Below are 25,841 nucleotides of genomic sequence, written 5' to 3' on the forward strand. Positions count from 1 at the left end.
AAAAATGATAAAAAAATATGTATATGGAGAGCCCTTTGAGACTGAGGCACTGACAGAAAACATTGAGACAGCAGAAGGAAAGCCAGGATATGGAGAAATCTGTGCAGAAGATGGATTTTCTTTTACTTATATCATGGATGAAGAGGATATCGTCTACGGATTGGGAGAATCCAACCGCGGTATCAATAAGAGAGGATTCATTTACACCAGTAACTGTACCGATGATCCGGAGCATACAGAGGATAAATATTCCCTGTACGGTGCACATAATCTTATCATTGTGTCCGGAAAAGAAACCTTTGGAATGTTTTTTGACTATCCGGCAGCGATCACCTTTGACATTGGCTATACCAGAATGGATACCATGAAGGTAACCTGCGAAAATGCAGACCTGAAGCTTTATGTGATCGAAGGGGAGAGTCCCTATGATATTGTAAAGCAGTTCCGTCATGTGATCGGAAGAAGCTATATCCCGCCGAAATTTGCCTTTGGATTTGGCCAGAGCAGATGGGGCTATACTACAAAAGAGGATTTCCGGAAGGTTGCAGCTGGATATCGTGAAAATCATATTCCTATTGATATGATCTATATGGATATTGATTATATGCAGTCTTATAAGGACTTTACATTAAGTGAAGAGAATTTTCAGGATTTTCCGGAATTCGTAAAGGAACTGAAGGATCAGGATATCCGTCTGATTCCGATCATCGATGCCGGCGTCAAGGTAGAGCCGGGATACGATGTTTATGAGGAGGGTGTCAAAAACCGCTACTTCTGCCAGAGAGAGGATGGCAGTGATTTTGTAGCTGCTGTATGGCCGGGGGATACTCATTTTCCGGATGTATTGAACAAAGATGCCAGAAAATGGTTCGGTGACAAATACCGTTTCCTGATCGAGAAGGGAATCGACGGTTTCTGGAACGATATGAATGAGCCGGCGATCTTCTATTCCACAGAGGGAATGAAAGAGGTCAAAGAGCTTGCAGGAGAATTTGCAAAAGATACGGAAGGAAAGATCCATATCTGGAAGATGCAGAGTGCACTTCGCAATGTTGCAAACAATCCGGAAGATTATCGGAGATTTTACCATAATGTGGATGGCAGAAAGATCCGCCATGACAAAGTACATAACCTGTTTGGCTACAATATGACCAGAGCAGCAGGGGAGGCTTTTGAACGGATCGATCCGGAAAAACGTTTTCTGATGTTCTCCAGATCATCCTATATTGGTATGCATCGTTATGGTGGGATCTGGACCGGCGATAATAAATCCTGGTGGGCTCATATCCTTTTGAACCTGAAGATGATGCCATCTCTGAATATGTGTGGTTTCCTGTATGCAGGAGCAGATCTGGGTGGATTTGGCGCTGATACAACAAGAGAACTGCTGCTTCGTTTCCTGGCACTTGGAGTATTCACACCGCTGATGCGTGATCATACAGCGATCGGTACCAGAGAGCAGGAATGCTACCAGTTTGAAAATGTGGAAGATTTCCGTCATGTGATCGGTGTAAGATATCGTCTTATTCCGTATCTTTACAGTGAATATATGAAGGCGGCTCTGAACGATGATATGTATTTCCGGCCGTTGGGCTTTGTTTATCCGGAGGATAAGATTGCTGTACATGTGGAAGACCAGCTGCTTCTTGGAAATGAGATCATGATCGCTCCGGTTTATGAACAGAACGCAAGAGGCCGTTATGTATATCTTCCAGAGGAGATGAAGTTTGTGAAATTCCTTCCGGATGGAACCATTGCAGAGGAGATCCTTGAAAAGGGTGTTCATTATGTAGAGGTGGCACTGAATGAGATTCCGTTGTTTATCCGGAAGGGAAAATGTATTCCGGTTGCAGAAGCAGCGGAATGTGTGGCAGCTCTGGATACAAAAAATATGCAGCTTCTCGGATATGAAGGTGCGGAGTATACCTTATATGAGGACGATGGGGTCCATAAGGATTACGACAGAGAAGAAAATTACCGTGTTCTGAAAAAATAAAGTCAGCAAAATGAAATATAAATTTCTGTGTTACATCATTTACGTTAAACAGTATAAAGAATACAGGATGTGAACAGTTGATAAACAGAAAAGCCGTAAGTATATGTGAAAGTTTCTTAAACATATATCTTACGGCTTTTGCTATTGCTGCTTTACATAAAATGTTTTATGTAAAGTAATTCGCATTCTGTTTAAATAACACTTCAGAAAGATTTGTTTATGCTTCTTCCTCAATCTGGATAACATTTTTCAGTACAGAGCAGCATGCCATGTCACCGATAACATTGACACAGGTGGCGCCCATATCACAGAGGGTATTGATGCTGATATAAACACCAAGAACTCCGGCAGGAAGTCCGGCCATAGTTGCCAGTGCTGCGAAAGATGCGATAGCACCACCGGGAACACCTGGAGTACCAACGGAAAGCAGTACGTTTGCAAGAAGGATAATGATCATAAGAGGAATACTTACATGGATCCCGCAGGCGTTTGCAAAGAACATGATCATAAAGGACATCAGGATAGATACAGCATCCATATTAACGGTAGCACCAAGAGGAATGGCGATGCTGGTGATCTGGTTGGATACGCCCATTTCTTCTTCCATACACTGCTTGCTTAATGGAATGGTTGCGGAGCTTGAGCAGGTTCCGAAGGCGTTCAGTGCTGCTGGCAGGATCGCTTTCAGGAATTTCAGCGGACTTTGTTTGCCGATCAGCTTTACAGAGAGACCGTACACTACAATAGCGAAGCCAAAGAATGCCACATACAGAATGACAAGCTGTGTTGCAAGGGAAATGATCGTTTCAGTTCCGTTGGCTTCCACAACCGGTACGATGGTACAGAAAACACCGATGGGTGTAAAGTACATGACGGTTGTGATGATTTTCAGGCATACTTCATTGACGGAATCAATCAGATTCAGGAATGGAGTTCCTTTTTCACCGACTGCAATCAGTGTGAAACCGATGATCAGGGCAAACACCAGAACCTGGAGCATGTTTCCGTCAGCAAATGCGGCGATTGGGTTGGAAGGGATCAGGTTTTTCAGGGTGTCAAGGATACTGCTCATTTCTGTAGCCTGGATATCTGCTGTTGCCATCTCAAATTTGACTCCCTTTCCGAGATGGATCAGTCTCGGGATGATCAGTCCGCACAGGCTGGCAAGTGCCGTTGTGCAGAGAAAATAGATCATGGATGCTGCAGTGATCTTGCCGGTAGTACGTGCGTTTCCGATGGAACAGATTCCAATGACAATGGAACAGAAGACCATGGGAAAGATCATCATGTTCAGGGCGTTCATGTAGATACTTCCGATCAGACTGGTCACAGTGAGGACAGGTTCAAACCGTCCGGCTAGGAAAAGTCCTGTGAGGATACCCAGGATCAGTCCTGTAAAGATCGCACCGGTAATATGCTTCCGGTACCAGGAATAAAAAGATTTCATTTATGCGTTCCCTCCTAAGATAAATATGTATGGTATGTATAATATAGGAAAATACATGCAGGAAATTATATCATGTGAAAAAAGAAGCGTCAACTAAACCAGGCCAGGATTGCAGGTTCATGTATATTTTGATGGAAAAGGGCTGTTTTTGGATTTTTGTTTGACAAATACATCATAAGTAGTTAAAATTAATAGCAGTGTGTGAAAGCATTAAAGTATTAATACTGAGTAATTTGTCAGGAGGAATAAAAAAATGGCTGCACCTTATAACCATAGAGCCATCGAAGCGAAATGGCGCACAAACTGGGAGAAAAAGCCGGTAAATGTCAATGATGGCAAGAAACCGAAATACTACTGTCTGGATATGTTCCCGTATCCGTCCGGAAACGGTCTTCATGTAGGACACTGGAGAGGCTATGTGATCTCTGATGTATGGAGCCGCTATAAAATGCTCCAGGGTTATTACCTGATCCATCCGATGGGATGGGACGCTTTTGGTCTCCCGGCTGAGAACTATGCCATCAAGATGGGTGTTCATCCGGCAGTATCTACAGCAGCAAACATCAAAAATATCAAACGTCAGATCAACGATATCGCAGCGATCTATGACTGGGATATGGAGGTTAACACAACAGATCCGGAATTCTATAAATGGACACAGTGGATCTTTGTAAAAATGTTCAAAGAGGGGCTTGCATATGAGAAGGAGTTCCCGATCAACTGGTGCCCTTCCTGTAAGACAGGTCTTGCAAATGAAGAGGTTGTAAACGGATGCTGCGAGCGTTGTGGCACTCCGGTTACCAAAAAGAACCTCCGTCAGTGGATGCTCCGCATCACAAAATATGCAGACAGACTTTTAAGTGATCTGGATAAACTGGACTGGCCGGAGAAGGTTAAAAAGATGCAGACAGACTGGATCGGCAAATCCTACGGCGCAGAGGTCGATTTCCCGGTTGAGGGAAGAGAAGAGAAGATCACGGTCTATACAACAAGACCGGATACTCTTCATGGAGCAACATTCATGGTACTTGCACCGGAGCATGCTCTTGCAAAATCTCTTGCAACAGACGAGACAAGAGAGGCTGTAGAGAAATATATCTTTGATGCTTCCATGAAATCCAATGTAGACCGTCTTCAGGATAAAGAGAAGACCGGTGTGTTCACAGGTACTTATGCGATCAATCCGCTGAACGGCGAGAAGCTTCCAATCTGGCTTTCTGACTATGTACTTGCTGATTATGGTACAGGTGCTATCATGTGTGTACCTGCTCATGATGACCGTGACTTTGAGTTCGCAAAGAAATTCGATATTCCGATCATCCAGGTTATCGCAAAAGATGGTAAAGAAATTCAGAATATGACAGAAGCTTACACAGAGGCTTCCGGAACCATGATCAACTCCGGTGAGTGGAACGGAATGGAATCTTCCGTACTGAAGAAGGAAGCACCGCATATCATCGAGAAGCTGGGTATCGGACGTAAGACTGTCAACTACAAACTGAGAGACTGGGTATTTTCCCGCCAGCGTTACTGGGGTGAGCCGATCCCGATCGTACACTGCCCGAAATGCGGTGCGGTACCGGTACCGGAGGATCAGCTTCCGTTAAGACTTCCGGAGGTAGAAAGCTACCAGCCGACAGGAACCGGAGAGTCACCGCTTGCAGCTATTGACGAGTGGGTAAATACCACATGCCCATGCTGTGGTGCTCCTGCAAAACGTGAGACAAACACCATGCCTCAGTGGGCAGGATCTTCCTGGTATTTCCTCCGTTATGTAGATAATAAGAATAATAAAGAACTGGTTTCCAAAGAGAAAGCTGATAAATATCTGCCGGTAGATATGTATATCGGTGGTGTAGAGCATGCTGTTCTTCATCTTCTGTACTCCAGATTCTACACCAAGTTCCTGTATGATATCGGAGCTATTGATTTCGATGAGCCGTTTGTCAAGCTGTTCAACCAGGGTATGATCACAGGTAAAAACGGAATCAAGATGAGTAAATCCAAAGGAAATGTTATTTCACCGGATGATCTTGTAAATGATTACGGATGTGATTCCTTACGTATGTATGAGCTGTTCGTAGGACCGCCGGAACTGGATGCAGAATGGGATGACAGAGGAATCGATGGTGTATCCAGATTCCTGAAACGTTTCTGGAATCTGGCTCTTGACAGCATTGAGAAAGATATCCCGGCTACCAAAGAGATGGAGAAGACCCGTCATAAGATGGTATACGATATCACCAGCAGACTTGAGGCCTTCAGCCTGAATACCGTAGTGTCCGGATTTATGGAATACACAAACAAGCTGATCGCTATCGCAAAGCAGAACGACGGCGCTGTTGACAAAGAAACCATCGAGACAGTTACCATTCTTCTTGCGCCATTTGTTCCTCATATTGCAGAGGAGATCTGGGAGAAGCTTGGTCATGAGGATTCCGTTTTCCATGCACAGTGGCCGGCTCACGATGAGGAGCTTATGAAGGATGATGAGATCGAGGTTCCGGTTCAGATCAACGGCAAGACCAAGGCTGTTATCAGTATTCCGGCAGAAATCTCCAAAGAAGATGCGATTGCCGAAGGAAAGAAGGCAGTTGCAGATAAGATTTCCGGAAATATCATCAAAGAGATTTACGTACCGAAGAAGATCATCAATATCGTAGTAAAGTAATAAGATAAATCAAAAACACCCGAAGCAGGGCGGAAGATATTTCTGCCTTTGCCAGGGTGTTTTTTATATGGATAAACATCGTGAAGTAAGTATGCACAAAAATAACTAATGTTATTTAGAATAAATGCCAATAATATTTAGGCATTTTAACAGATTTGCCTAGTTTTTGGTCATGCCAATTATATTGTCTATTGTTATTCAAATGGAAAAAACGTACAGTAACACCATGAGTCAGGCAAAGATAGTAAGAAAGCTTTGGTACTCGAAATGCAGTGTGACGGAATGAAGATGTCCGTTTAGCTAGATTGCATATTTACATTGAGAGAAATAAGGAGAGATAGTATGAGCGCAATGAACACACTTAAGAAATTCGGACTTGAACAGGCATTCAATTATGTTTATAAAGATCCGGATAAGAATTTTATCAAGATCATGGACTGGGCAGATAAATTTTCCGGTGGTGGATTTCCTACACAGAGAGCAATGATCCGCGCAGCCATTTCTAATCCGGAACATCCGTATTATCCGTTTATTCATAGATTGGTAACTGATATTGATCCGCATGTTATGAAAACTCTGGTTGCAAACTTCTTTATCAATGCAAATCTTGCAGGCTGGAAGAAACAGGATGAATGCCGTGAGAAATATGGCTGTAATATCCCGTGGGCAATCCTTCTTGACCCAACAAGTGCATGTAACCTGCACTGTACAGGATGCTGGGCAGCAGAGTATGGAAACAAGCTGAACCTCACCTACGATGAGATCGATGACATCATCCGCCAGGGTAAGGAGCTTGGCGTTTATATGTATATTTACACAGGCGGAGAGCCACTTGTAAGAAAAAAGGATCTGATCCGTCTTTGCGAGAAACATAATGACTGTATCTTCCTTTCCTTCACAAATGCAACACTGATCGATGAGGATTTTGCAAATGATATGCTTCGGGTAGGAAACTTTGTTCCTGCAATTTCACTGGAAGGATTTGAGACTGCAACAGATGGCAGAAGAGGAAATGGTGTATACCAGAAGGTTATCAAGGCCATCAATCTTCTCAGAGAGAAGAAGCTTGTATTTGGTATCTCTGCATGTTATACGAGTGCAAATTTCGAGTCTATCACATCAGAGGCATTTTACGACAGCCTGATCGATCTTGGAGCGTACTTTATCTGGTATTTCCATTATATGCCGGTTGGAAATGATGCAGCACCGGAGCTGCTTCCTACTCCTGCACAGAGAAGAGAAACCTATGAGCGTATCCGTAAATACCGTGCAACAAAGCCGTTGTTTGCCATGGATTTCCAGAATGATGCAGAGTTTGTGGGAGGATGTATTGCAGGCGGCCGTCGCTATCTGCATATCAATGCAAACGGCGATATCGATCCATGTGTGTTTATCCATTATTCTGATTCCAATATCCGCGAGAAAACACTTCTGGAAGCACTGCAGTCTCCGATGATGATGGCATATCATGACGGACAGCCGTTTAATGACAATATGTACCGTCCATGCCCGATGCTTGAAAATCCGCAGAAGCTGAGAGAAATGGTAGAAAAATCCGGAGCACATTCCACAGATCTTCAGTCACCGGAGAGTGCAGAGCATCTCTGTGCGAAATGTGACCGGTATGCTGAAAACTGGAAGCCGGTAGCAGAGGAAATGTGGAAGGAAGACCAGGAGAGAAAGGCAGCGAAGAAAGGCTGCTGATCCTGAAACTTAAAAAAGCAGAACTTATGAAAGAGCACGGTACCGGAAACAGGTGCCGGTGCTCTTTTTTTGAAAACGGAGGGATCAGACCATGAAAAAAATGATTGATAACATCAGAAAATATCTGCCGGCGGTGCTCCTTCTTGTGCTTCTCCTTTTCTGTATCCGTTATAGAGAGGATCTGTCTGTGGAAAGGATCTTAAGCTATACACCGGAGGAACCTGTTAAGGCTGCATTACTTATGCTTGGGCTTTATGCAGTGAAAAGTGTCTCTTTTATATTTCCAATTGCGATCCTGCAGCTTGCTGTAGGGCATCTGTTTTCTACAGGAACAGCACTTCTGGTGAACTTTCTGGGAAGAGCAGTCACATTGGCACTTCCATATTGGATGGGACGCTTCTCAGGTGCATCCATGGTGGAAAGTCTTACAGCTAAATATCCGAAACTGAAAACAGTAGTAGATTACCAGAACGGAAATTGCCTGTATATTTCATTTTTTATGCGGACATTGAACTTTTTACCGGGAGATGCTGTGAGTCTGTTTCTCGGAGCTGAAAAGATTCCATTTGGAACCTATATGGCAGGTGGCGTGCTTGGAACGCTGCCGGGAGTTATTCTCGCTACAATATTTGGAGCAAATATCAAAAATCCGAAGTCTCCGGCATTCTGGCTCTCCGCAGTGCTTCTTGTGATGATCAGTGTATTCTCGATCCTGATACACAGGCATATTTCACGGAAGAAAAAATAACAGGGCTTTCTCTTCCTGCTTTTACTGAGAGGAAAAATGTAGTATAATGCAGACAGTAAAGAAAAGAAGGGAAGGAACATGGGGATCGATCATAACAAAAGATTAAAGGAACATTTATATTATTACAGTGCAAGAATCAGCCGGGATATCTCAAATCTGATCAAGTGGCTGGTTTTTGCTGTCATTACAGGATATATCGTAGGTGCTGCCAGCACACTGTTTTCTTTTACGTTGAAGGCAGTGACCAGTTACCGGAAGGCGCATGAATGGATTTTTCTTTTGCTGCCATTATCCGGACTTGTCATTGTATTTTTGTATGAGAAGCTTGGAAAAGAGGATGGAGGGACCAATCAGGTTCTTTCTACCGTGCGTTCCAGAGATGATGTGCCAATCCTTTCTGCGCCTCTGATCTTTATCACAACGGCGCTGACTCATCTTGCCGGTGGTTCTGCGGGACGTGAGGGAGCAGCGATCCAGCTTGGAGGAAGTATTGCCAACCAGCTTGGAAGATGGATCCATCTGGACGAGGAGGACCGTCATGTAATTGTTATGTGCGGCATGAGCGCGGCGTTTTCCGCATTGTTTGGAACACCGATGGCAGCGGCAGTTTTTGCGCTGGAAGTGGTCAGTGTGGGCGTGATGTATTATGCAGCACTGATGCCGTGTATGATCGCGTCATTGATTGCTTCCGGATTTGCAGCCGGAATGGGAGTCACACCTGAAAGTTTTCATGTGACGGATATTCCGGCACTGACTGTGGAAACTGGCCTGAAAATGGGAGTGATCGCTCTGGGCTGTGCAATTGTCAGCATTATGTTCTGTATTGCGCTGAATGGTGCAGCAGGACTTTATGGCAGATGGTTTAAGAATAAATATGTCAGGGTTGCAGTGGGCGCCTGCCTGGTCATTGTTGTCACCTTTATTCTGAGAACAGATGAATATATGGGCGCTGGTGCGGAGCTTATTGAAAAAGCGGTGGAAAACGGACAGGCGGATACTTTCGCCTTTTTCTGGAAAATGCTGCTTACAGCACTGACTATGCGCGCAGGATTCCGCGGGGGAGAGATCGTACCTTCTTTCTGCATTGGAGCTACCTTTGGCTGTGTGATGGGTAATCTTATGGGAATTTCTCCGTCGATCTGTGCAGCCTGCGGAATGGCAGCAGTTTTCTGCGGTGTGACCAACTGTCCGATCACTTCGATCCTGATCGCTTTTGAAATGTTTGGCTTTAAGGGAGTATCCTTCTATCTGATCGCAGTATCTATCAGCTATGCAGCATCGGGATATTATGGCCTTTACAAGGATCAGACCATTGTGTACTCCAAATATAAAGCAAAATATGTGAACCGACATACCAGATTCTGATATAGAACGAAATGTGAAGGGGTGTGTATACTGGCATAATATCTTATGGAATACCGCATGGACATGGCTGGAAAATATCTGGACATCTGCGGAAATCTGATGTAATATATTAAACGTTAGTATTTACAGAAAGGCAGATTTTAAGGTATGGAAGAGAAGATTCTTGATTTTATCATGGAGTATGCACAGGAGAATGAGGGAGTCCCGTTTCAGGTGATCGAGGAGAATTTTAATATCGTTATGGATGATAAGCTGAAAGATATCATCAGTGATGCGATCTGGGACAGAGACAATGTTTCTGATGTGATCATGGAAAGTGAGCGTTATGTGATCACCTGTTTTGAAGATTAATACAGGACTATCTGTGACCGTTACGGTAATGGAATTAAGAAATCTGATATGAGGAGAATGCATATAGGGCATTCTCCTTTTTTCGTCAATCTGTCAAAAGAATCCAAAAGAATCTAAAAGAATCTAAAAGAATTGAAGTTCCCTAAAAAGAATGATATCCTAAAGAAAAACAGATGGGGTGGTTGAAATGAACAGCAAATATGAGATCAGCACAAAAGAAAACCGGGAATTTCTGAAAGCATCCTGTGAGGAGCTTTTGAATTTCGGGCATCGGTTTCCTTCACCGAATGGAGGTTCCTATTATCTGGGGGACGACGGAACACCATGGAAGGACAGAAACCGGGAAACCTGGATCACCTGTCGTATGGCGCATGTATACAGTCTGGGTCTGATGCTTGGCCATGAGGGAAGCGAAGAGCTTGCGGATGCGGCATTGAAAGGTCTGAAGGGAGAGCTTCACGATGAAAAAAACGGTGGCTGGTATGCAGGTGTAACACCGGAAGGAGATATTGTGCCCAATAAACAGTGTTATGCCCATGCATTTGTGATCCTGGCTGCATCTTCCGCACTGACAGCCGGAAGGCCCGGGGCGAAAGAGCTCCTTGAAGAGGCATTGGCTGTTTATGACCGACATTTCTGGAATGAAGAGGAGGGGCTGGCCTGCGATACCTGGAATACGGAATTTACCGTGCTGGATGATTACCGGGGATTAAATGCCAATATGCATACGGTAGAGGCTTTTCTGGCAGCAGGAGATGTCACCGGGGATAAAAAATATCACATTCGTGCAGGCAGGATCATTGATCATGTGATCCAGTGGGCAGAAGATAACTCCTGGAGGATCCCGGAACATTTTACGAAGGAATGGGTGGCAGATCTTGACTGCAACCGTGACCGTCCGGATGATCCGTTCAAGCCATACGGCGCAACACCGGGACATGGAATCGAATGGGCAAGGCTGATCACACAGTGGACGCTTGCAAACTGTGGAGAAGAGAAAGAAAAACTGGAAAAATATCTTCAGGCAGCAGAGAAACTTTACACAACAGCAATAAAAGACGGCTGGAACGCAGATGGTGCACCGGGAATTGTATACACGACAGATTGGAATGGCAAACCGGTGGTACATGACCGTATGCACTGGACTCTTGCGGAAGCGATCAATACCTCTGCAGTTCTTTATCAGGTGACCGGTAAGCAGAAATATGCGAAAGATTATGCTGCGTTTATGAAGTACCTGGATGAAGTGGTCATGGATCACGAAAACGGCTCCTGGTTTCATCAGCTGGATGAGCAGAATCATCTGAAAGGAACCGTATGGCCCGGAAAATCCGATCTGTACCATGCACTGCAGTCTACACTGATCCCATATCATAAAGCAGATACGTCTATTGCACCGGCAGTGAAGAAAAAACTGGAGATCTGAACAAAATCGTTTTGCGATTTTTGTTCGTGAGCATGTAACGAAGCGGAGTGCGAATGTTCAATAAAAAAACTTCCTGTGTTTACAGAAAAATTTCTCAGGACAGATACTTGCAGAGATACAGGTATCCGGTCTTGAAGAAATAAGAAAACACAGGAAGGTTTTTTGTTGAATAGTTATTACTCCGTAACCTCTTTCAGATCCGAAATATCCGGAGAAGCCATGAGAGAATAATTGGTGTAATAAACAACGAAACCGGGTTTCGCACCGGCAGGTTTTTTCACATGCTTTTTCTGGATATAATCGATTTCTACCTTGGGAGCAGAGTGTCCTTTGGAGTACCAGGCTGCCAGGCGGCCTGCTTCTTCGAAGGTACGGTCCGGAAGTTCACCGTCTTTGGTGCGGACGATCACATGGGAACCAGCCATTTTCTTTGCATGGAACCACCAGTCATTTCCGGTTGCGAACTTGAAAGTCAGCTCATCATTCTGGAAATTGTTTTTTCCCACATAGATATCAAAACCGTCACTGGATATGTAGTGGAGCGGTTTGGATTTCGGCTGGGCTTTCTGGCCTTTTTTGTTTGTGTAGTGACGTTTGATATAGCCGTACTCAGTGAGCTCTTCCTTGATCTGGGAAAGGTCACTTTCAGATCTGGCGATATCCAGAGCATTGGAGATAGATTCCAGATGAGAGATCTCACTTTCCGTATCTGTGATCTGTTCTGTGACGGCTTCCTCTGTACGCTTTAGCTTTCCGTATTTATCAAAATATTTCTTGGAATTCTGTGCCGGAGTCAGTGTCGGGTCAAGAGGGATAGTGATCTCCTCATTGGTGTAATAGTTCAGTGCCGTAAAGGATCTGCAGCCTTCCTCAAGCCCGTATCCGTAGGTGTTGATCAGTTCACCGTAGACCTTGAATTTATCTTTTTTTGCAGTATCATTCAGCTGCTTTTTCTGGATGTTGTATTTTTTTCGGTTACGTTCCAGAGCGGTCTGTACTACACGGCGAAGATCGGAGGATTTCTGGTGGATACGTGTCAGCAGACTTTTGGTAGCGTAATAGGTCTCCAGCATAACAGAGACACTGTCAAAGATTTCGCTGCGGTATTCACTGCCAAACTGTTGATAAGGAAAGACACCGTATTCCACAGGCTCCTCTCCGCGGTAGACAATATTTGGGGTGAACGCTCTGTTCCGAATCTGTTCCATAAGGCGGAGAAAGGTATGATAAAGATGGGTGCAGGCTGCCTCATCCAGAGACTGCGATGCATCGCTTCCGTCAATGGATGCACGGTAGCAGATCTCCTCAGCCATTACCGGGCTCATACCTGTAAGTGAAGTGTAAAGCGCCTTGGAAATATTCACAGGCTTTTTACAGATGTGCTGTGTGAACTCCTCCTCGGAAACAGTCAGCGGATTTTCTTTATCCCTAGTATTGGGAATGAAATATTCTCTTCCGGGAAGAACCTCACGGACAGAGCTCATATGGGAAGAGACATGCTTGATGCTGTCCAGGATCATGCCTTTTTCGTCACAGAAGATGATGTTGCTGTGCTTGCCCATCAGCTCCATGATCAGACGCTTTCTGCAGGGATCCCCCAGCTCATTAAGATGCTCCAGCTCAAATTCCACCACACGCTCCATTCCAGGCTGCTTCACATCAAGGATACGGGCGCTTCCGATGTGCTTTCTGAGAAGCATGCAGAAGTTCGGTGCAGTTAAAGGACTGATACGGTTCTTATCTGTAAAATAGATCAGAGGAAGGGATGCGCTTGCACTTAAGAGAAGACGTTTCTGTCCATTTGCGCCCTTTCCTGTGATCAAAAGTTCATCGTTTTCCGGCTGGGCGATCTTGTTGATACGTCCGCCTTTTAAATTATCATCGATTTCTGCCACGAGAGCAGAAACTGTAATTCCGTCAAATGCCATGATTTTACCTCCATTTCAACATCAATCATTATAACAGTAAAAAAAGAGTTTGACTAGGGTTTTGGAATGAACTATAATAAATCCGTATGCAATCAGTTACTGTATTTATCAGCAGCTGATAAACTTAAGAGGCAGTATTGGAGGATAACATGATAAAAAGTATGACCGGCTTTGGCAGGGCAGAAGCAGTTTCCAGAGAGCGTAAGGTTTCTGTTGAACTGAAATCCGTCAATCACAGATATCTGGATCTGAACATCAAAATGCCGAAAAGACTCAGCTATTTTGAGGGAGAGATCCGAAATGTGATGAAGACTTATATCCGCCGCGGTAAAGTCGATGTGTTCATCACCTATGAAGACTATACAATGGGCGGAATGGCTCTGAAATACAATGCAGAGCTGGCAAAGGAATATCTGGGCTATCTGAACCAGATGAGTGAGGAACTGGGGATCGAAAATGATATCCGTGTTTCCACACTTTCCAGATATCCGGATGTGTTTACAATGGAAGAGCAGGCTCCGGATGAGGAAGAGCTCTGGAATTTTCTGGAGGGTCCGCTTCATGAGGCCTGCCGGAAATTTGTGGAGACCCGCCAGCGTGAGGGTGCTAATCTGAAACAGGATCTTCTTGGGAAGCTGGACGGACTGGAAGCAAAGGTCGATGTAGTGGAAAAACGTTCTCCGGAAGTAGTGAAGGCTTATCGGGAGAAACTGGAAGCCAAGATGCACGAGCTACTTGAAGATAACCAGATCGATGATTCCAGGATCGCCGCAGAGGTGATACTTTTTTCAGATAAGATCTGCAATGATGAGGAGACGGTACGTCTTCGAAGCCACATCCACGGAATGAGAAAGATCCTGGATGAGAACGAGGGCGTGGGACGTAAGATGGATTTCATGGCACAGGAGATGAACCGTGAGGCGAACACTATCCTGTCTAAATCCAATGATCTTATTGTATCCAACGCGGCCATCGATCTGAAGACAGAGATCGAGAAGATCCGTGAGCAGATCCAGAATATCGAGTAACCGGGCAGGAAACAGGCTGTACACAGGCAGAAAGGGAGAGCGTAAATGGCGAAACTTATTAATGTAGGCTTTGGAAATGTTGTCAATTCACGCAAGATCGTGGCTGTGGTAAGTCCGGATGCCGCTCCTGTAAAGCGCATGATACAGAGTGTCAAGGGGACCCGAACTCTGATCGATGCCACACAGGGAAGAAAAACAAAAGCAGTGATTGTTACTTCCGATGATTATCTTGTCCTTTCCGCTCTGCAGCCGGAAACTATTGCCAGGAGATTTTCGGAAGCATATGGAGAGGAAATGAGGGAGGAAGGAAATGAGTAAGGGAATTTTAGTTGTTGTTTCGGGCTTTTCCGGTTCCGGAAAAGGTACTGTCATGAAACGGCTGATGGAAAAATATGACAATTATGCATTATCTGTTTCTGTTACTACCAGAAATCCAAGACCGGGTGAGAAGGACGGAGAGGCTTATTTCTTCCGCACAAAAGAAGAATTTGAACAGCTGATCCGGGAAGACGGACTGATCGAGTATGCACAGTATGTGGAGAATTATTATGGCACACCCCGCAAATATGTAGAGGAGCAGCTTTCCGCAGGGAAAGATGTGATCCTTGAGATCGAGATCCAGGGTGCCATGAAGATCCGTGAGAAGTTTCCGGATACACTGCTGGTATTTGTATGTCCGCCATCTATGGAGGAGCTTAAGAACCGTCTGGTAGGTCGCGGAACAGAGACTCTGGATGTGATCAACGGGCGTCTCAGAAGAGCGGTTGAAGAATCCAGAGGAATGGATAAATATGATTATCTCCTGATCAATGATGATCTGGAGGAATGTGTTGATACACTTCATGAGACCATCCGGTGTGAGCGCATGCGTACATCCAGGAATCATGATTTTGTATCCAGGATCCAGAAAGAAGCGGAAGCTTTTTTATAAATACCAATTAACAAGTTAAATACGGCCCTGCCGTTACAGAAGGGAGAAAAGATATGATACATCCATCTTATTCAGAATTAATTGAGGCTATCAACACAAACAACGAGGACGACGATGAGGCTCTCGTGCTGAACAGCCGTTATTCTCTTGTACTTGCAGCAAGCAAACGTGCCCGCCAGCTGATCGCAGGAGCAGAGCCGCTTGTACCGGGTGCAGCAGGAAAGAAACCGCTTTCCGTTGCCATTGATGAGCTTTACAAGGGCAAAGTAAAGATCCTTCCCGGACAGGAGGAAGAGGAAGAGCTGGAGGCTCTTGAAGCTGAGAAGGAGGCTCTTGAGGCAGCAGAGGGCGAGACCGCAGAAGGCACTGAGACTGCAGAAGCAGCTCAGACAGAAGCGGAGTAATTTTATGAAAATATTATTCATCTCTCTTGGCTGTGACAAGAACCTGGCGGATTCTGAGGAAATGCTGGGACTTCTTACAGCCGGAGGTCATGAGATCACAGACGATGAAACACAGGCAGATGCAATCGTGATCAATACCTGCTGTTTTATCAAGGATGCCAAGGAAGAGAGTGTGGAAACCATTCTTGAAATGGCAGAATACAAAAAAACAGGAAGCTGCCATGCTCTGATCGTTACCGGCTGTATGGCACAGCGATACCAGAAAGAGATCATTGAGGAGGTTCCGGAGGTCGATGCTGTTCTTGGAACTACATCCTACGGCGACATCGTAAAGGCTCTGGAGGAAGCAGTAGCCGGAAATCATTTCGAAGAATTCCGTGATATTGATTATCTGCCGGATACAGGAAGCAAACGTGTCCTTACAACAGGTGGACATTTCGGCTACCTGAAGATCGCGGAAGGCTGCGACAAGCACTGTACCTACTGCATCATCCCGAAGCTCAGAGGTAAATTTCGAAGCGTCCCAATGGAGCGCCTCATTGCCCAGGCAGAGGATATGGCTGAACAGGGAGTGAAAGAGCTGATCCTGGTAGCACAGGAGACCACCGTTTATGGAAAGGATCTTTACGGCAAAAAATCTCTTCACATTCTTTTAAAGAAGCTCTGTGAGATCAGAGGTATCCGTTGGATCCGCATCCTTTACTGTTATCCGGAGGAGATTTACGATGAACTGATCGAAACCATTCGTGATGAGAAGAAGATCTGTCATTATCTGGATATTCCGATCCAGCACGCATCGGACCGAATTCTTAAAAGAATGGGCCGCCGTACTTCCAAACAGGAACTGATCGATATTGTCGGAAAGCTCCGTAAGGAGATTCCGGATATCGTACTGCGTACAACTCTGATCACCGGATTTCCGGGTGAGACGGAGGAAGACCATGAAGAACTGAAGGAGTTCGTAGATGAGATGGAATTTGACCGTCTCGGTGTCTTCACTTACTCTCCGGAGGAGAATACCCCGGCAGCAGAGATGGCAGACCAGGTTCCGGAAGAAGTGAAGGAAGAACGCAGAGACGAGCTGATGGAGCTTCAGCAGGAGATTTCTTATGACAGAGGCCAGGACCGTATCGGACAGGAACTTCTTGTTATGATCGAAGGAAAAGTTGCAGATGAAAGTGCCTATATCGGACGTACCTACGGGGATGCACCGAAGGTTGACGGATACATTTTCGTTCAGACAGGCGAACTGCTTATGACAGGTGATTTTGCAAAGGTACGTGTGACAGGTGCGCTTGAGTATGATTTGATAGGAGTGCTGAGCGATGAATACACCGAATAAACTTACAGTTGCAAGAATGATACTTGTACCATTTCTTGTAGTTTTCTTACTGACAGGCTGGGGAGGAGAAGCAAACCGTTGGATCTGTCTTGCGATTTTTGTCGCAGCAAGTGTGACAGACTGGTTTGACGGTCATCTTGCCAGAAAATATAACCTGATAACCAATTTTGGAAAATTTATGGATCCGCTGGCAGACAAGCTTTTGGTATGCTCTGCCATGATCTGCATGATCGAGGTTGACAAGCTTCCGGCATGGGTTGTGATCATTATCATCGGACGGGAATTTATCATCAGTGGTTTCCGTCTGATCGCAGCGGAGAACGGAATTGTCATTGCCGCAAACTACTGGGGAAAATTCAAAACCGTTTCCCAGATGATCATGATCATACTTCTGATGCTGGATTTCGGAGGTGTTTTTGCAGTGCTGACACAGATATTTATCTGGCTGTCCGTTGCACTGACCATTATCTCCCTGCTGACTTATATCATGCAGAACAGAAAGGTCCTTTCCATGCAGGAGTAGGGATCAGAGTATACGAAAGGAGTTTCTTTTCATGATCACAGAACTGATATCCGTAGGAACCGAGATCCTTCTAGGAAATATCGTAAATACCAACAGCGCCTATCTTTCTGAAAAATGCGCCCTGCTTGGGTTAAGTGTTTACTATCAGGATGTAGTAGGTGATAATGAAGGCCGTATGCGTGACGTGATCCGTACTGCACTGGATCGTTCCGATGTTGTGATCCTCACAGGAGGTCTTGGACCAACAGAGGATGATATCACCAAGGAAGTAACTGCGGATCTGATGGGAATGCCTCTTAAGGAAGATTCCCACTCAAGGAAACTGATCGATAAATATTTGAAGGAATATGAGAAAAACAATCCTCAGAGACGTATCACGAAGAACAACTATAAACAGGCCATGGTTCCTGAGGGAGCCATTGTTCTTGACAATCATAACGGAACTGCTCCGGGATTGATCCTTGAGAAAAAAGGAAAAACCGCGATCCTTCTTCCGGGTCCTCCCAATGAGCTGAAGCCCATGTTCGAGGAGTATGTTGTCCCGTATCTGCAGAAAAACCAACCGGAGATCATTGTGTCCCAGATGGTAAAGATCAGCGGGATCGGTGAGAGTCAGGTAGCAGAGGAAATCCAGGATCTGATCGAAAGCCAGACCAATCCTACCATTGCACCTTATGCAAAAACCGGTGAAGTGCATCTTCGTGTGACAGCAAGCGCAGAGAATGAAAAGGCCTGCAGAAAGCTGATCAAACCGGTTGTCAAGGAGCTAAAGAAGCGTTTTGGAGAGAATGTTTTCGCCACAGATGAGAGCAAGACACTGGAGGAAGCGGTGATCGATCTTCTGAAAGAGAAAGATCTGAAGCTTTCCCTGGCGGAATCGCTTACCGGCGGTATGATCGCCCAGCGCATTGTCAATGTATCTGGTGCGTCTGAGGTGTTTGGCTATGGCTTTGTGACTTACAGTAACAAGGCCAAGCATAAATGTCTGGGAGTGAAGAAGCGTACTCTGAAGGAGCAGGGGGCAGTTTCCGCCAAATGTGCCAGAGAAATGGCAAAGGGCGCCTGCAAAGCATCCGGAGCAGACATCAGTATTTCCGTGACGGGTCTGGCAGGACCGGGAGGCGGAACAAAGGAAACTCCGGTTGGTACTGTATTTATGGGCTGCTGCTATAAGGGCAAGGCTATTGCCAAAGAGTTCCACTTTACAGGAAACCGCATACGGATCCGCGAGCAGACTACAGCGCATGCACTGGCGATGTTACGTGACTGTATCATTATGAGCAGATAGCGAATGCCTTGATCTGCCTGCTATTACGGATCAACCATGATATTTTTTATATAACAGGACTGATTTTTAAACAGATGAAACTTTTGATTTCAAGTATCTGTATCAAAAATCAGTCCTGTTTTATTTTTGTTTCCTGACAATAAGCCCCGGTATGGGCGATGAAAGAATATAAACGATTATATTTACAAGGATACTATCATAAGTGCTAGTGTTTTTATAAGGGATTTCCTCTAAAATATGATTAAAGCAATATATGACGTAAATATACGTTTTACCGGAAAGGGGGAAATCAGAATGAAAAAGAAAAAAAATCTGTTGTGTTTTGTGCTGCTGATCAGCCTTATTTTTACGATGGCATTTGGAAGTGTGACGGTCAGCGCCGCACCAAAACTGAACAGAACAAAAGTAACTCTTTTAAAAGGTGAGAAGACAACACTTAAGGTTACCGGAACCAGGCGGAAGGTTGCCTGGAGATCTTCCAAAAAGAGCGTTGCGACCGTAAACAGCAAAGGTCAGGTGGTTGCCAAAAATAAAGGTTCCGCAACGATCTATGCAAAGGTAAGCAAAAAAACATATAAATGTGTTGTAAAGGTAGAAACACCGAAGCTCAGCAGGACATCGCTGACATTAACAGAAAAGAAATCCAGTGCCATTAAATTGACAGGAACAACTGTGAAGGTGAAATATTCTTCTTCCAATCCGAAGATCGCACGTGTGGATTCCAAAGGAAAGATCACCGCAGTGAGAAAAGGAACAGCAGTGATCACAGCGAAGGCAAATACGAAGAAATTCAATTGTAAGGTTACAGTAAAAGCAGCGCAGAAACCGAAGCCGAAGCCGACACCTACACCGGTGCCGAAACCATCTTTAAGTGCCACCACCTTAAATATGAATAAAGGTGATGTGAGACAGCTTCAGGTAAAGAATTATAAAGAGATTCTTGTATGGACCAGTGATGATACATCTGTTGCAACTGTAGACAGTAAAGGCAAAGTAACGGCAGTGAATGTGGGAACAACAAAGATCCAGGTCCGGGATAAGAGTACCTGGCGAGGTAGCTGTACTGTCCACGTGACACAGACAGTAAAGAAACAGGTGGAGCCGGTTCTTACAAAAGGAACTAAATCTGCAAAAAAAGAGATCACCAATGATAAAGGACAGAAGGAAGTCATTAATGTAACGATAAATACCTATACTTACACCTTTACCACGATCCCGACCAATGCAGAGGAGCTGAAACAGTATGATATCACAACGGCAGACGGACGCTATAAGACCATGGCTCTTCTGATCCTTGCATATCGTACCTGGACACCGACCAATCCGACGGACTGCGAGGAGATGATTTCTTATCTCAACAATAAAGAGATGACTCAGTATTACAAAAACTTTTTGAGAGATCGTATGAAAGCGGATAACGGATATAAATATCTTGGTAATTCTTACCTGAACGGAGCAACTCCAGCCAACAATTATACTCCGTCTAAACCGATTTCCATTACGTTAAGACAGGACACACTTCCGGGTAAGGGAAATTCCATCAGTGAAGATATCCCGTATTTTGAACCGACCCAGACCACTCCTGCGATCTACAGATCATTTACTGATTTTGCAGGTAGCGACAGTTCCAGATGGATCTGTACATATAAGCACTCCAAAACCGGAAAATGGTATATCTGGGATCAGTCCTGGCATGATCTTCTTACCAGGATCAAACAGCCGGCAGGAAACTATGAATATTGATCGAATGTGAATGTACCGCTATTCAATCCCATTCTAAAAAAGGAACCGACAGCGTAAAAACTGTCGGTTCCTTTTTGGCATACATAATAGAATATCTCATCGGTGCAGCGCAAACTTTTCAATGGCGCGTGCTACACCGTCTTCGTCATTGGAAGCAGTAATATAATCGGCTGCTTCTTTTACCTGGGGCTGTGCATTGGCCATGGCTACGCCAAAACCGACTTCCCGGAGAAGATGGACATCGTTGTCACCGTCTCCGCATGCCATAATGGATTCCCTTGGGATTCCCAGCATTTCGCCAAGAGCAACAAGAACGGTTCCTTTGTTGACACCGGCGGCGTTGATCTCAATATTGTAGCTTAAGGAGCCTACAAGCTCCAGCTCCTTAAGTTCACTTAATTCCTTCCAGGCGGCGGCACGTTCCTCCATGTCTGCAAAAAGCGCCTGGACTTTATCCATGCTTCTGTTTTCTTTTGTAATGACATCCTGGATGTCCGGAACCGCGATACGGGTAGTACGGACATAATTCCACATATTAGGGTCGTGATGGTATTTTCCTACATTATCAAGCTTGGCAGCGTCTGCATATCCCTGGCCGTCAAAATAGATCTCACTTAAAGTATCATATTTTTCAAAGATACGGAGAGCTTTTTTGGCACTTTCCATGGGAAGAAGCTGCTCGATAAGAAGTTTATTATGGTCTGTATCAAGGACTCTGGCTCCGTTGGAGGTGAGAGCATAGTGAATTCCCGGAAAATTTCTCAGTTCCGCGGGAATGCCGGTATATGGCCGGCCGGTAGCCATCAGAACAAGGATACCTGCATCAATAGCTTTCCTGAGAACGCGCCTGGTATTTTCTGTGAGTTCTTTTTTTGTATTCAGAAGAGTTCCGTCCAGATCAAGACCGATCATTTTTATCTGCTGCATATTTAAGATTTCCTTTCCCGGTTAAGGTCACATATACAGAAAAACCGTCCCGAAAAAACATTTTCCGGGACGGTACCTATCTGTTTATCAGATATCAAGAAGATCACTGTAAACTTTCAGTGCTCCGTCTGTATCATGAGCGAGAACACGTTTTGCAAGAACCTTACCAAGCTGTACACCCTCCTGGTCAAAGCTGTTCAGGTTCCATACAAAGCCCTGGAACATGATCTTGTTCTCAAAGTGTGCAAGAAGCGCACCCAGAGACTTCGGTGTAAGTTCCTCACCAATAATGATACTGGAAGGACGTCCGCCCTTGAAGTTTTTGTTCAGGTTCTCATCTTCTTTTCCACATGCAAAAGCAACGATCTGTGCTGCAACGTTTGCACAGAGCTTCTGCTGGCTTGTGCTGTTCTCGATATCAACATCAACACCAAGCTGGCTCTTCTTAAAGCCGATGAACTGAAGCGGAACAATATTGGTTCCCTGATGCAGAAGCTGGTAGAAGGAGTGCTGTCCGTTGGTTCCTGGCTCACCAAAGATCACCGGTCCGGTCACATAATCCACCGGCTCACCAAAGCGGTTTACAGATTTACCGTTAGACTCCATATCACACTGCTGAAGATGAGCAGGGAAGCGGCTTAATGCCTGTGAGTATGGTAAAACTGCAGTAGAAGGATATCCCTGTACATTTCTCTCGTAAACGCCGATCAGGGCATCCAGCATATCCGGGTTCTCAAGAATGTTCTTATTTGTTGCAAGCTTATCCTCCTCGGCAGCTCCGTCAAGGATGTCTGCGAATACTTCCGGTCCGAATGCAAGGGAAAGGATCGCTCCGCCTACGCCGGAAACGGAAGAGTAACGTCCGCCGATATAGTCGTCCATGAAAATAGCGGTAAGGTACTCATCACTCTTTGCAAGAGGAGAGGTCTCACTGGTTACAGCAAGCATATGTCTGGACGGGTTCAGGCCCGCTTTTGTAAGGGCGTCTTTTACGAATGCCTCATTTGTCAGAGTTTCAAGTGTTGTACCGGATTTGGATACAACGATGAAAAGAGAGTGAGCAAGATCTACAGATGCAAGAACAGCAGCTGCATCATCCGGGTCAACGTTGCTGATGAATTTTGCTTCCATCTTGAAGGTGTTGTTTGCCTTTGCCCAGTTCTCAAGTGCGATATATAATGCACGCGGTCCCAGGTCACTTCCGCCGATACCGATCTGTACAACCGTAGTGAATTTCTCACCGGCTTCATTTGTGATCTCGCCTGCATGTACTTTGTTTGCAAAATCTGCAGCTTTCTTCTGCTGAGCTACATAGAATTCTCGCTTGTCCACACCGTCAACAACAACAGGCTCGCCAAGCTGTGTACGTGCAAGATGATGAAGGACCATACGTTTCTCGCCTGTGTTGATCACTGCGCCGTTATATAATTCCTGGAATTTTTCGATCAGTTCTGCCTCATCAGCCAGTTTGGAAAGTGCGTCAAGAACGGTCTCGTCCACTTCCTTAGCTGCGTAATTGTAAGCCAGACCTGCTGCCATCGGTACGCTGTACTTCTTTACACGTTCTGCACCCTGCTCGCCGGACATTGCTTCTGCAATGTTCACGTGATCTTTCAGACCGTTAAGTTTGCTGTAAGAAGCAAGAGTGTCCAGATTTTTCCATGTTGCCATAATCATATTCCTCCTTTAATGACTGTGATCAGAGATATCACCATAAATCCTTCGGATATCTTTTTCACAATTGTCTACAGCCAATTATACTGAAAAAAGCTCTGGATTTCAACGGAAGGAACGATTTAATTGGTGAAAATCTTGTTAAATAAGGTAAAAAATATCAGAGATAACAGGATCGTGACGGAAATATGAAGAAGTTTCCGTCAGCAGCAGGACAGGAATGGGGAAATATGATATGATAGAAAACAGATCACCCGGAGAAAAAAGCCGGGAATATAATAAGTGATGAAGGGAATTGTTTTATGGAGGAAATGAAGAAAAAAGGAAATGTGATCGCACTGCTGCCTATCGGTGTTTTTCTGGTCCTGTATCTGGGACTGGGGATTTTGTTTGAGTATGTGATGAAGATCCCTATGGGATTTTATAATGTACCGATCGTTGTGGCTTTTCTGTCTGCGATCCTGGTGGCATGTGTTCAGAACAGAACGATCAGCTTTGACAGAAAGCTGGAGCTTATGGCAAAAGGAGTAGGAGATAAAAATATCATCACCATGCTTCTGATCTTTCTGACCGCAGGCTCTTTTGTGGGTGTTGTGGGGCGCAGCAGTGCAGAAAGTGTGGCCTACTGTATGCTTTCTCTGATACCGGCACGTTTTTCCGTTGCGGTATTGTTTGTAGTTGCCTGCTTCGTATCTGTGGCTATGGGAACTTCCGTTGGGACGATCACGCTTCTTACCCCTATTGCGGTAGCGGTTTCCAAAGCTTCCGGTTTTGATATGGCATTTTGTGTGGCATCGGTGATGGGAGGAGCCATGTTTGGTGACAACCTTTCTTTTATTTCTGATACCACGATCGCAGCCTGCAACGGTCAGGGCTGTCAGATGAAAGATAAATTCCGGGAAAATTTCTGGATCGCATTTCCGGCAGCTGTTGTTACACTGATCCTGATCCTTATCCTGTCTTTTCAGACAGAGATCCAGGGAAGAGTGGTACAGGATTATCATCTTATACAGATCTTTCCATATGTTCTGGTGCTGATCGGCGGGATCATCGGCATCAATGTATTTGTGGTACTTCTGATCGGAATTATCTCCGGCGCATTTATCATGCTTCTTGGAGGACATATCACACCGGTGGAGCTTCTGACCAATATCGGATCCGGTGTTTCCGGAATGTTCGAGACCTGTATGGTGGCTATCCTTGTAGCAGCCATGTGTGCGCTGATCCGGGAGCATGGAGGCTTTGAAGCACTACTTTCCGGAATACAGAGAGTTTTTAAAGGGAAAAAAGGCGGACTTCTTGGTATGGGACTTCTGGTTGGAACTATGGATATCGCAACAGCCAATAATACGGTGGCAATTGTTATGGCCAACCCCATTGCAAAGGAAATGGCGCTGGAATATAAGATCACTTCCAGAAAGACAGCTTCTATCCTGGATACATTTTCCTGTATTTTCCAGGGGGTGATCCCATATGGAGCCCAGATGCTGGTTGCCATTTCTGCGGCAAAGGAACTGGGATTTGAGCTTTCTGCTTTTCAGATCATGCCGAAACTGTTTTACCCCATGCTTCTGCTAGTGAGTTCTCTGATCGCGATCTTTGGTATAAAAGGCGGGGATGATAAATGAATCAGGAAGAGATGATCCGGGATGTCCGGAAAAGACTGTTTGAAATGCAGGATACAGGATATCGGGATTTTCATGCAAGGCTGGTTCCGACTGTGGAGAAAGAAAAGATCATCGGTATCCGGACACCGATACTCCGGAAATTTGCAAAAGAATTTGGAAAAACAGAAAGATCCGAAATGTTCCTGAAGGTTCTTCCTCATCAGTATTATGAGGAAAATAATCTCCATGGCCTGCTGATCGAGCAGATCAGAGATTATGATAAATGTCTGGGAGAACTGGAGTGTTTTCTTCCGCATATTGATAACTGGGCGACCTGTGATCTGCTGGCGCTCCATATGATGAAAAAACACCGTGATATATTTATCCGGGAGATTTATCGCTGGATGGAGTCGGATAAGCCGTATATCATCCGGTTCGGGATCAGTATGCTGATGCGCCATTATCTGGACGAAGGATTTAAACCGGAATATGCTGAGAAAGTGGCATCCATCCGCTCGGAAGAATATTATGTAAATATGATGCGAGCCTGGTATTTTGCTACAGCGCTGGCAAAACAGTATGAGAAGATCCTTCCATTCCTGGAAGAGCAGAGAATGGATATCTGGACTCATAACAAGACGATCCAGAAATCCATTGAAAGCTACCGGATCACACAAGAGCAGAAGGATTATCTCAGGACACTGCGGATAAAGAAATAAACAGCAGGTAAGGGTTGGA

21 protein-coding genes are annotated in these 25,841 nt (G+C 45.0%); 17 read left to right on the plus strand and 4 right to left on the minus strand.

From position 1 onward, the window contains the following. Positions 1-4: 4 nt before the first annotated feature. On the plus strand, positions 5-1,996 hold the full coding sequence (locus DW694_RS05800; RefSeq protein WP_118752681.1) for a TIM-barrel domain-containing protein: 1,992 nt from the start codon (positions 5-7) through the stop codon (positions 1,994-1,996). Between the two features lie 217 nt (positions 1,997-2,213). On the opposite strand, the gene DW694_RS05805 is transcribed toward DW694_RS05800, so the two are convergent. After that, a complete protein-coding gene (locus DW694_RS05805) occupies positions 2,214-3,443 on the minus strand; it encodes a dicarboxylate/amino acid:cation symporter (protein WP_118752682.1) in 1,230 nt (409 codons plus the stop codon). A 253-nt stretch (positions 3,444-3,696) separates the two neighbouring features. Between DW694_RS05805 and leuS the strand changes: the two genes are divergently transcribed. The 6 genes from leuS to DW694_RS05835 all read left to right on the plus strand — a co-directional run bounded on the left by leuS (position 3,697) and on the right by DW694_RS05835 (position 11,708). Continuing rightward, entirely contained in the window at positions 3,697-6,114 is a 2,418-nt protein-coding gene (leuS, locus tag DW694_RS05810; RefSeq protein WP_022426495.1) for a leucine--tRNA ligase, read from the plus strand. A 342-nt stretch (positions 6,115-6,456) separates the two neighbouring features. Continuing rightward, positions 6,457-7,818, plus strand: coding sequence for a radical SAM protein (locus DW694_RS05815; protein ID WP_021652633.1), 1,362 nt, complete (start codon positions 6,457-6,459; stop codon positions 7,816-7,818). Between the two features lie 91 nt (positions 7,819-7,909). Then, complete coding sequence (locus DW694_RS05820; RefSeq protein ID WP_015525198.1) at positions 7,910-8,566, plus strand: VTT domain-containing protein; 657 nt, start codon at positions 7,910-7,912, stop codon at positions 8,564-8,566. Between the two features lie 78 nt (positions 8,567-8,644). Beyond that, on the plus strand, positions 8,645-9,931 hold the full coding sequence (locus tag DW694_RS05825; protein WP_118752683.1) for a chloride channel protein: 1,287 nt from the start codon (positions 8,645-8,647) through the stop codon (positions 9,929-9,931). Between the two features lie 147 nt (positions 9,932-10,078). After that, positions 10,079-10,282, plus strand: coding sequence for a hypothetical protein (locus DW694_RS05830; protein WP_015525195.1), 204 nt, complete (start codon positions 10,079-10,081; stop codon positions 10,280-10,282). A gap of 187 nt (positions 10,283-10,469) precedes the next feature. Further along, positions 10,470-11,708 carry an AGE family epimerase/isomerase gene (locus DW694_RS05835; protein WP_118752684.1) on the plus strand — a complete coding sequence of 413 codons (1,239 nt, stop codon included), beginning with the start codon at positions 10,470-10,472 and terminating at the stop codon, positions 11,706-11,708. Positions 11,709-11,884: 176 nt separating this feature from the next. Here DW694_RS05835 and DW694_RS05840 read toward each other — a convergent pair whose 3' ends face one another. Continuing rightward, the gene (locus DW694_RS05840) at positions 11,885-13,636 is read right to left on the minus strand and encodes an NFACT RNA binding domain-containing protein (RefSeq protein WP_118752685.1); all 1,752 of its coding nucleotides are present in this window, start codon (positions 13,634-13,636) and stop codon (positions 11,885-11,887) included. 149 nt (positions 13,637-13,785) lie between these two features. Between DW694_RS05840 and DW694_RS05845 the strand changes: the two genes are divergently transcribed. From DW694_RS05845 to DW694_RS05880, 8 genes are all read left to right on the plus strand, one after another. Next, a complete protein-coding gene (locus tag DW694_RS05845; RefSeq protein WP_015525190.1) occupies positions 13,786-14,664 on the plus strand; it encodes a YicC/YloC family endoribonuclease in 879 nt (292 codons plus the stop codon). A 45-nt stretch (positions 14,665-14,709) separates the two neighbouring features. After that, on the plus strand, positions 14,710-14,982 hold the full coding sequence (locus DW694_RS05850) for a DUF370 domain-containing protein (protein WP_015525189.1): 273 nt from the start codon (positions 14,710-14,712) through the stop codon (positions 14,980-14,982). After that, positions 14,975-15,595: a guanylate kinase gene (gene gmk / locus DW694_RS05855; protein WP_015525188.1), complete on the plus strand. Its 621-nt coding sequence runs from the start codon at positions 14,975-14,977 to the stop codon at positions 15,593-15,595. Before DW694_RS05850 ends, gmk begins: the two co-directional genes overlap by 8 nt. Positions 15,596-15,648: 53 nt before the next feature. Further along, positions 15,649-15,999 carry a DNA-directed RNA polymerase subunit omega gene (gene rpoZ / locus DW694_RS05860; RefSeq protein WP_015525187.1) on the plus strand — a complete coding sequence of 117 codons (351 nt, stop codon included), beginning with the start codon at positions 15,649-15,651 and terminating at the stop codon, positions 15,997-15,999. 4 nt (positions 16,000-16,003) lie between these two features. Continuing rightward, a complete protein-coding gene (gene rimO, locus DW694_RS05865) occupies positions 16,004-17,341 on the plus strand; it encodes a 30S ribosomal protein S12 methylthiotransferase RimO (RefSeq protein WP_021978070.1) in 1,338 nt (445 codons plus the stop codon). Beyond that, a complete protein-coding gene (pgsA, locus tag DW694_RS05870; RefSeq protein WP_015525184.1) occupies positions 17,325-17,864 on the plus strand; it encodes a CDP-diacylglycerol--glycerol-3-phosphate 3-phosphatidyltransferase in 540 nt (179 codons plus the stop codon). The genes rimO and pgsA overlap by 17 nt, the downstream gene beginning before the upstream one ends. Positions 17,865-17,895: 31 nt before the next feature. Continuing rightward, positions 17,896-19,152, plus strand: coding sequence for a competence/damage-inducible protein A (locus tag DW694_RS05875; RefSeq protein WP_118752686.1), 1,257 nt, complete (start codon positions 17,896-17,898; stop codon positions 19,150-19,152). 294 nt (positions 19,153-19,446) lie between these two features. Then, positions 19,447-20,895 carry an Ig-like domain-containing protein gene (locus DW694_RS05880; RefSeq protein ID WP_059085883.1) on the plus strand — a complete coding sequence of 483 codons (1,449 nt, stop codon included), beginning with the start codon at positions 19,447-19,449 and terminating at the stop codon, positions 20,893-20,895. Between the two features lie 96 nt (positions 20,896-20,991). On the opposite strand, the gene DW694_RS05885 is transcribed toward DW694_RS05880, so the two are convergent. Beyond that, on the minus strand, positions 20,992-21,822 hold the full coding sequence (locus DW694_RS05885; RefSeq protein WP_118752687.1) for a Cof-type HAD-IIB family hydrolase: 831 nt from the start codon (positions 21,820-21,822) through the stop codon (positions 20,992-20,994). An 87-nt stretch (positions 21,823-21,909) separates the two neighbouring features. After that, positions 21,910-23,493, minus strand: a complete 1,584-nt coding sequence (locus DW694_RS05890; RefSeq protein WP_118752688.1) for a glucose-6-phosphate isomerase — start codon at positions 23,491-23,493, stop codon at positions 21,910-21,912. Between the two features lie 314 nt (positions 23,494-23,807). On the opposite strand from DW694_RS05890, the gene DW694_RS05895 reads away from it, so the two are divergent. Continuing rightward, the gene (locus DW694_RS05895) at positions 23,808-25,124 is read left to right on the plus strand and encodes a Na+/H+ antiporter NhaC family protein (protein WP_330364189.1); all 1,317 of its coding nucleotides are present in this window, start codon (positions 23,808-23,810) and stop codon (positions 25,122-25,124) included. Then, positions 25,121-25,822 (plus strand): DNA alkylation repair protein, encoded by a 702-nt coding sequence (locus DW694_RS05900; protein WP_118752689.1) that lies wholly within the window; start codon positions 25,121-25,123, stop codon positions 25,820-25,822. The genes DW694_RS05895 and DW694_RS05900 overlap by 4 nt, the downstream gene beginning before the upstream one ends. The last annotated feature ends 19 nt before the right edge of the window (positions 25,823-25,841 follow it).

Source organism: Ruminococcus sp. AM26-12LB (assembly GCF_003480785.1).
Classification (GTDB): Bacteria; Bacillota; Clostridia; order Lachnospirales; family Lachnospiraceae; genus Blautia_A; species Blautia_A fusiformis.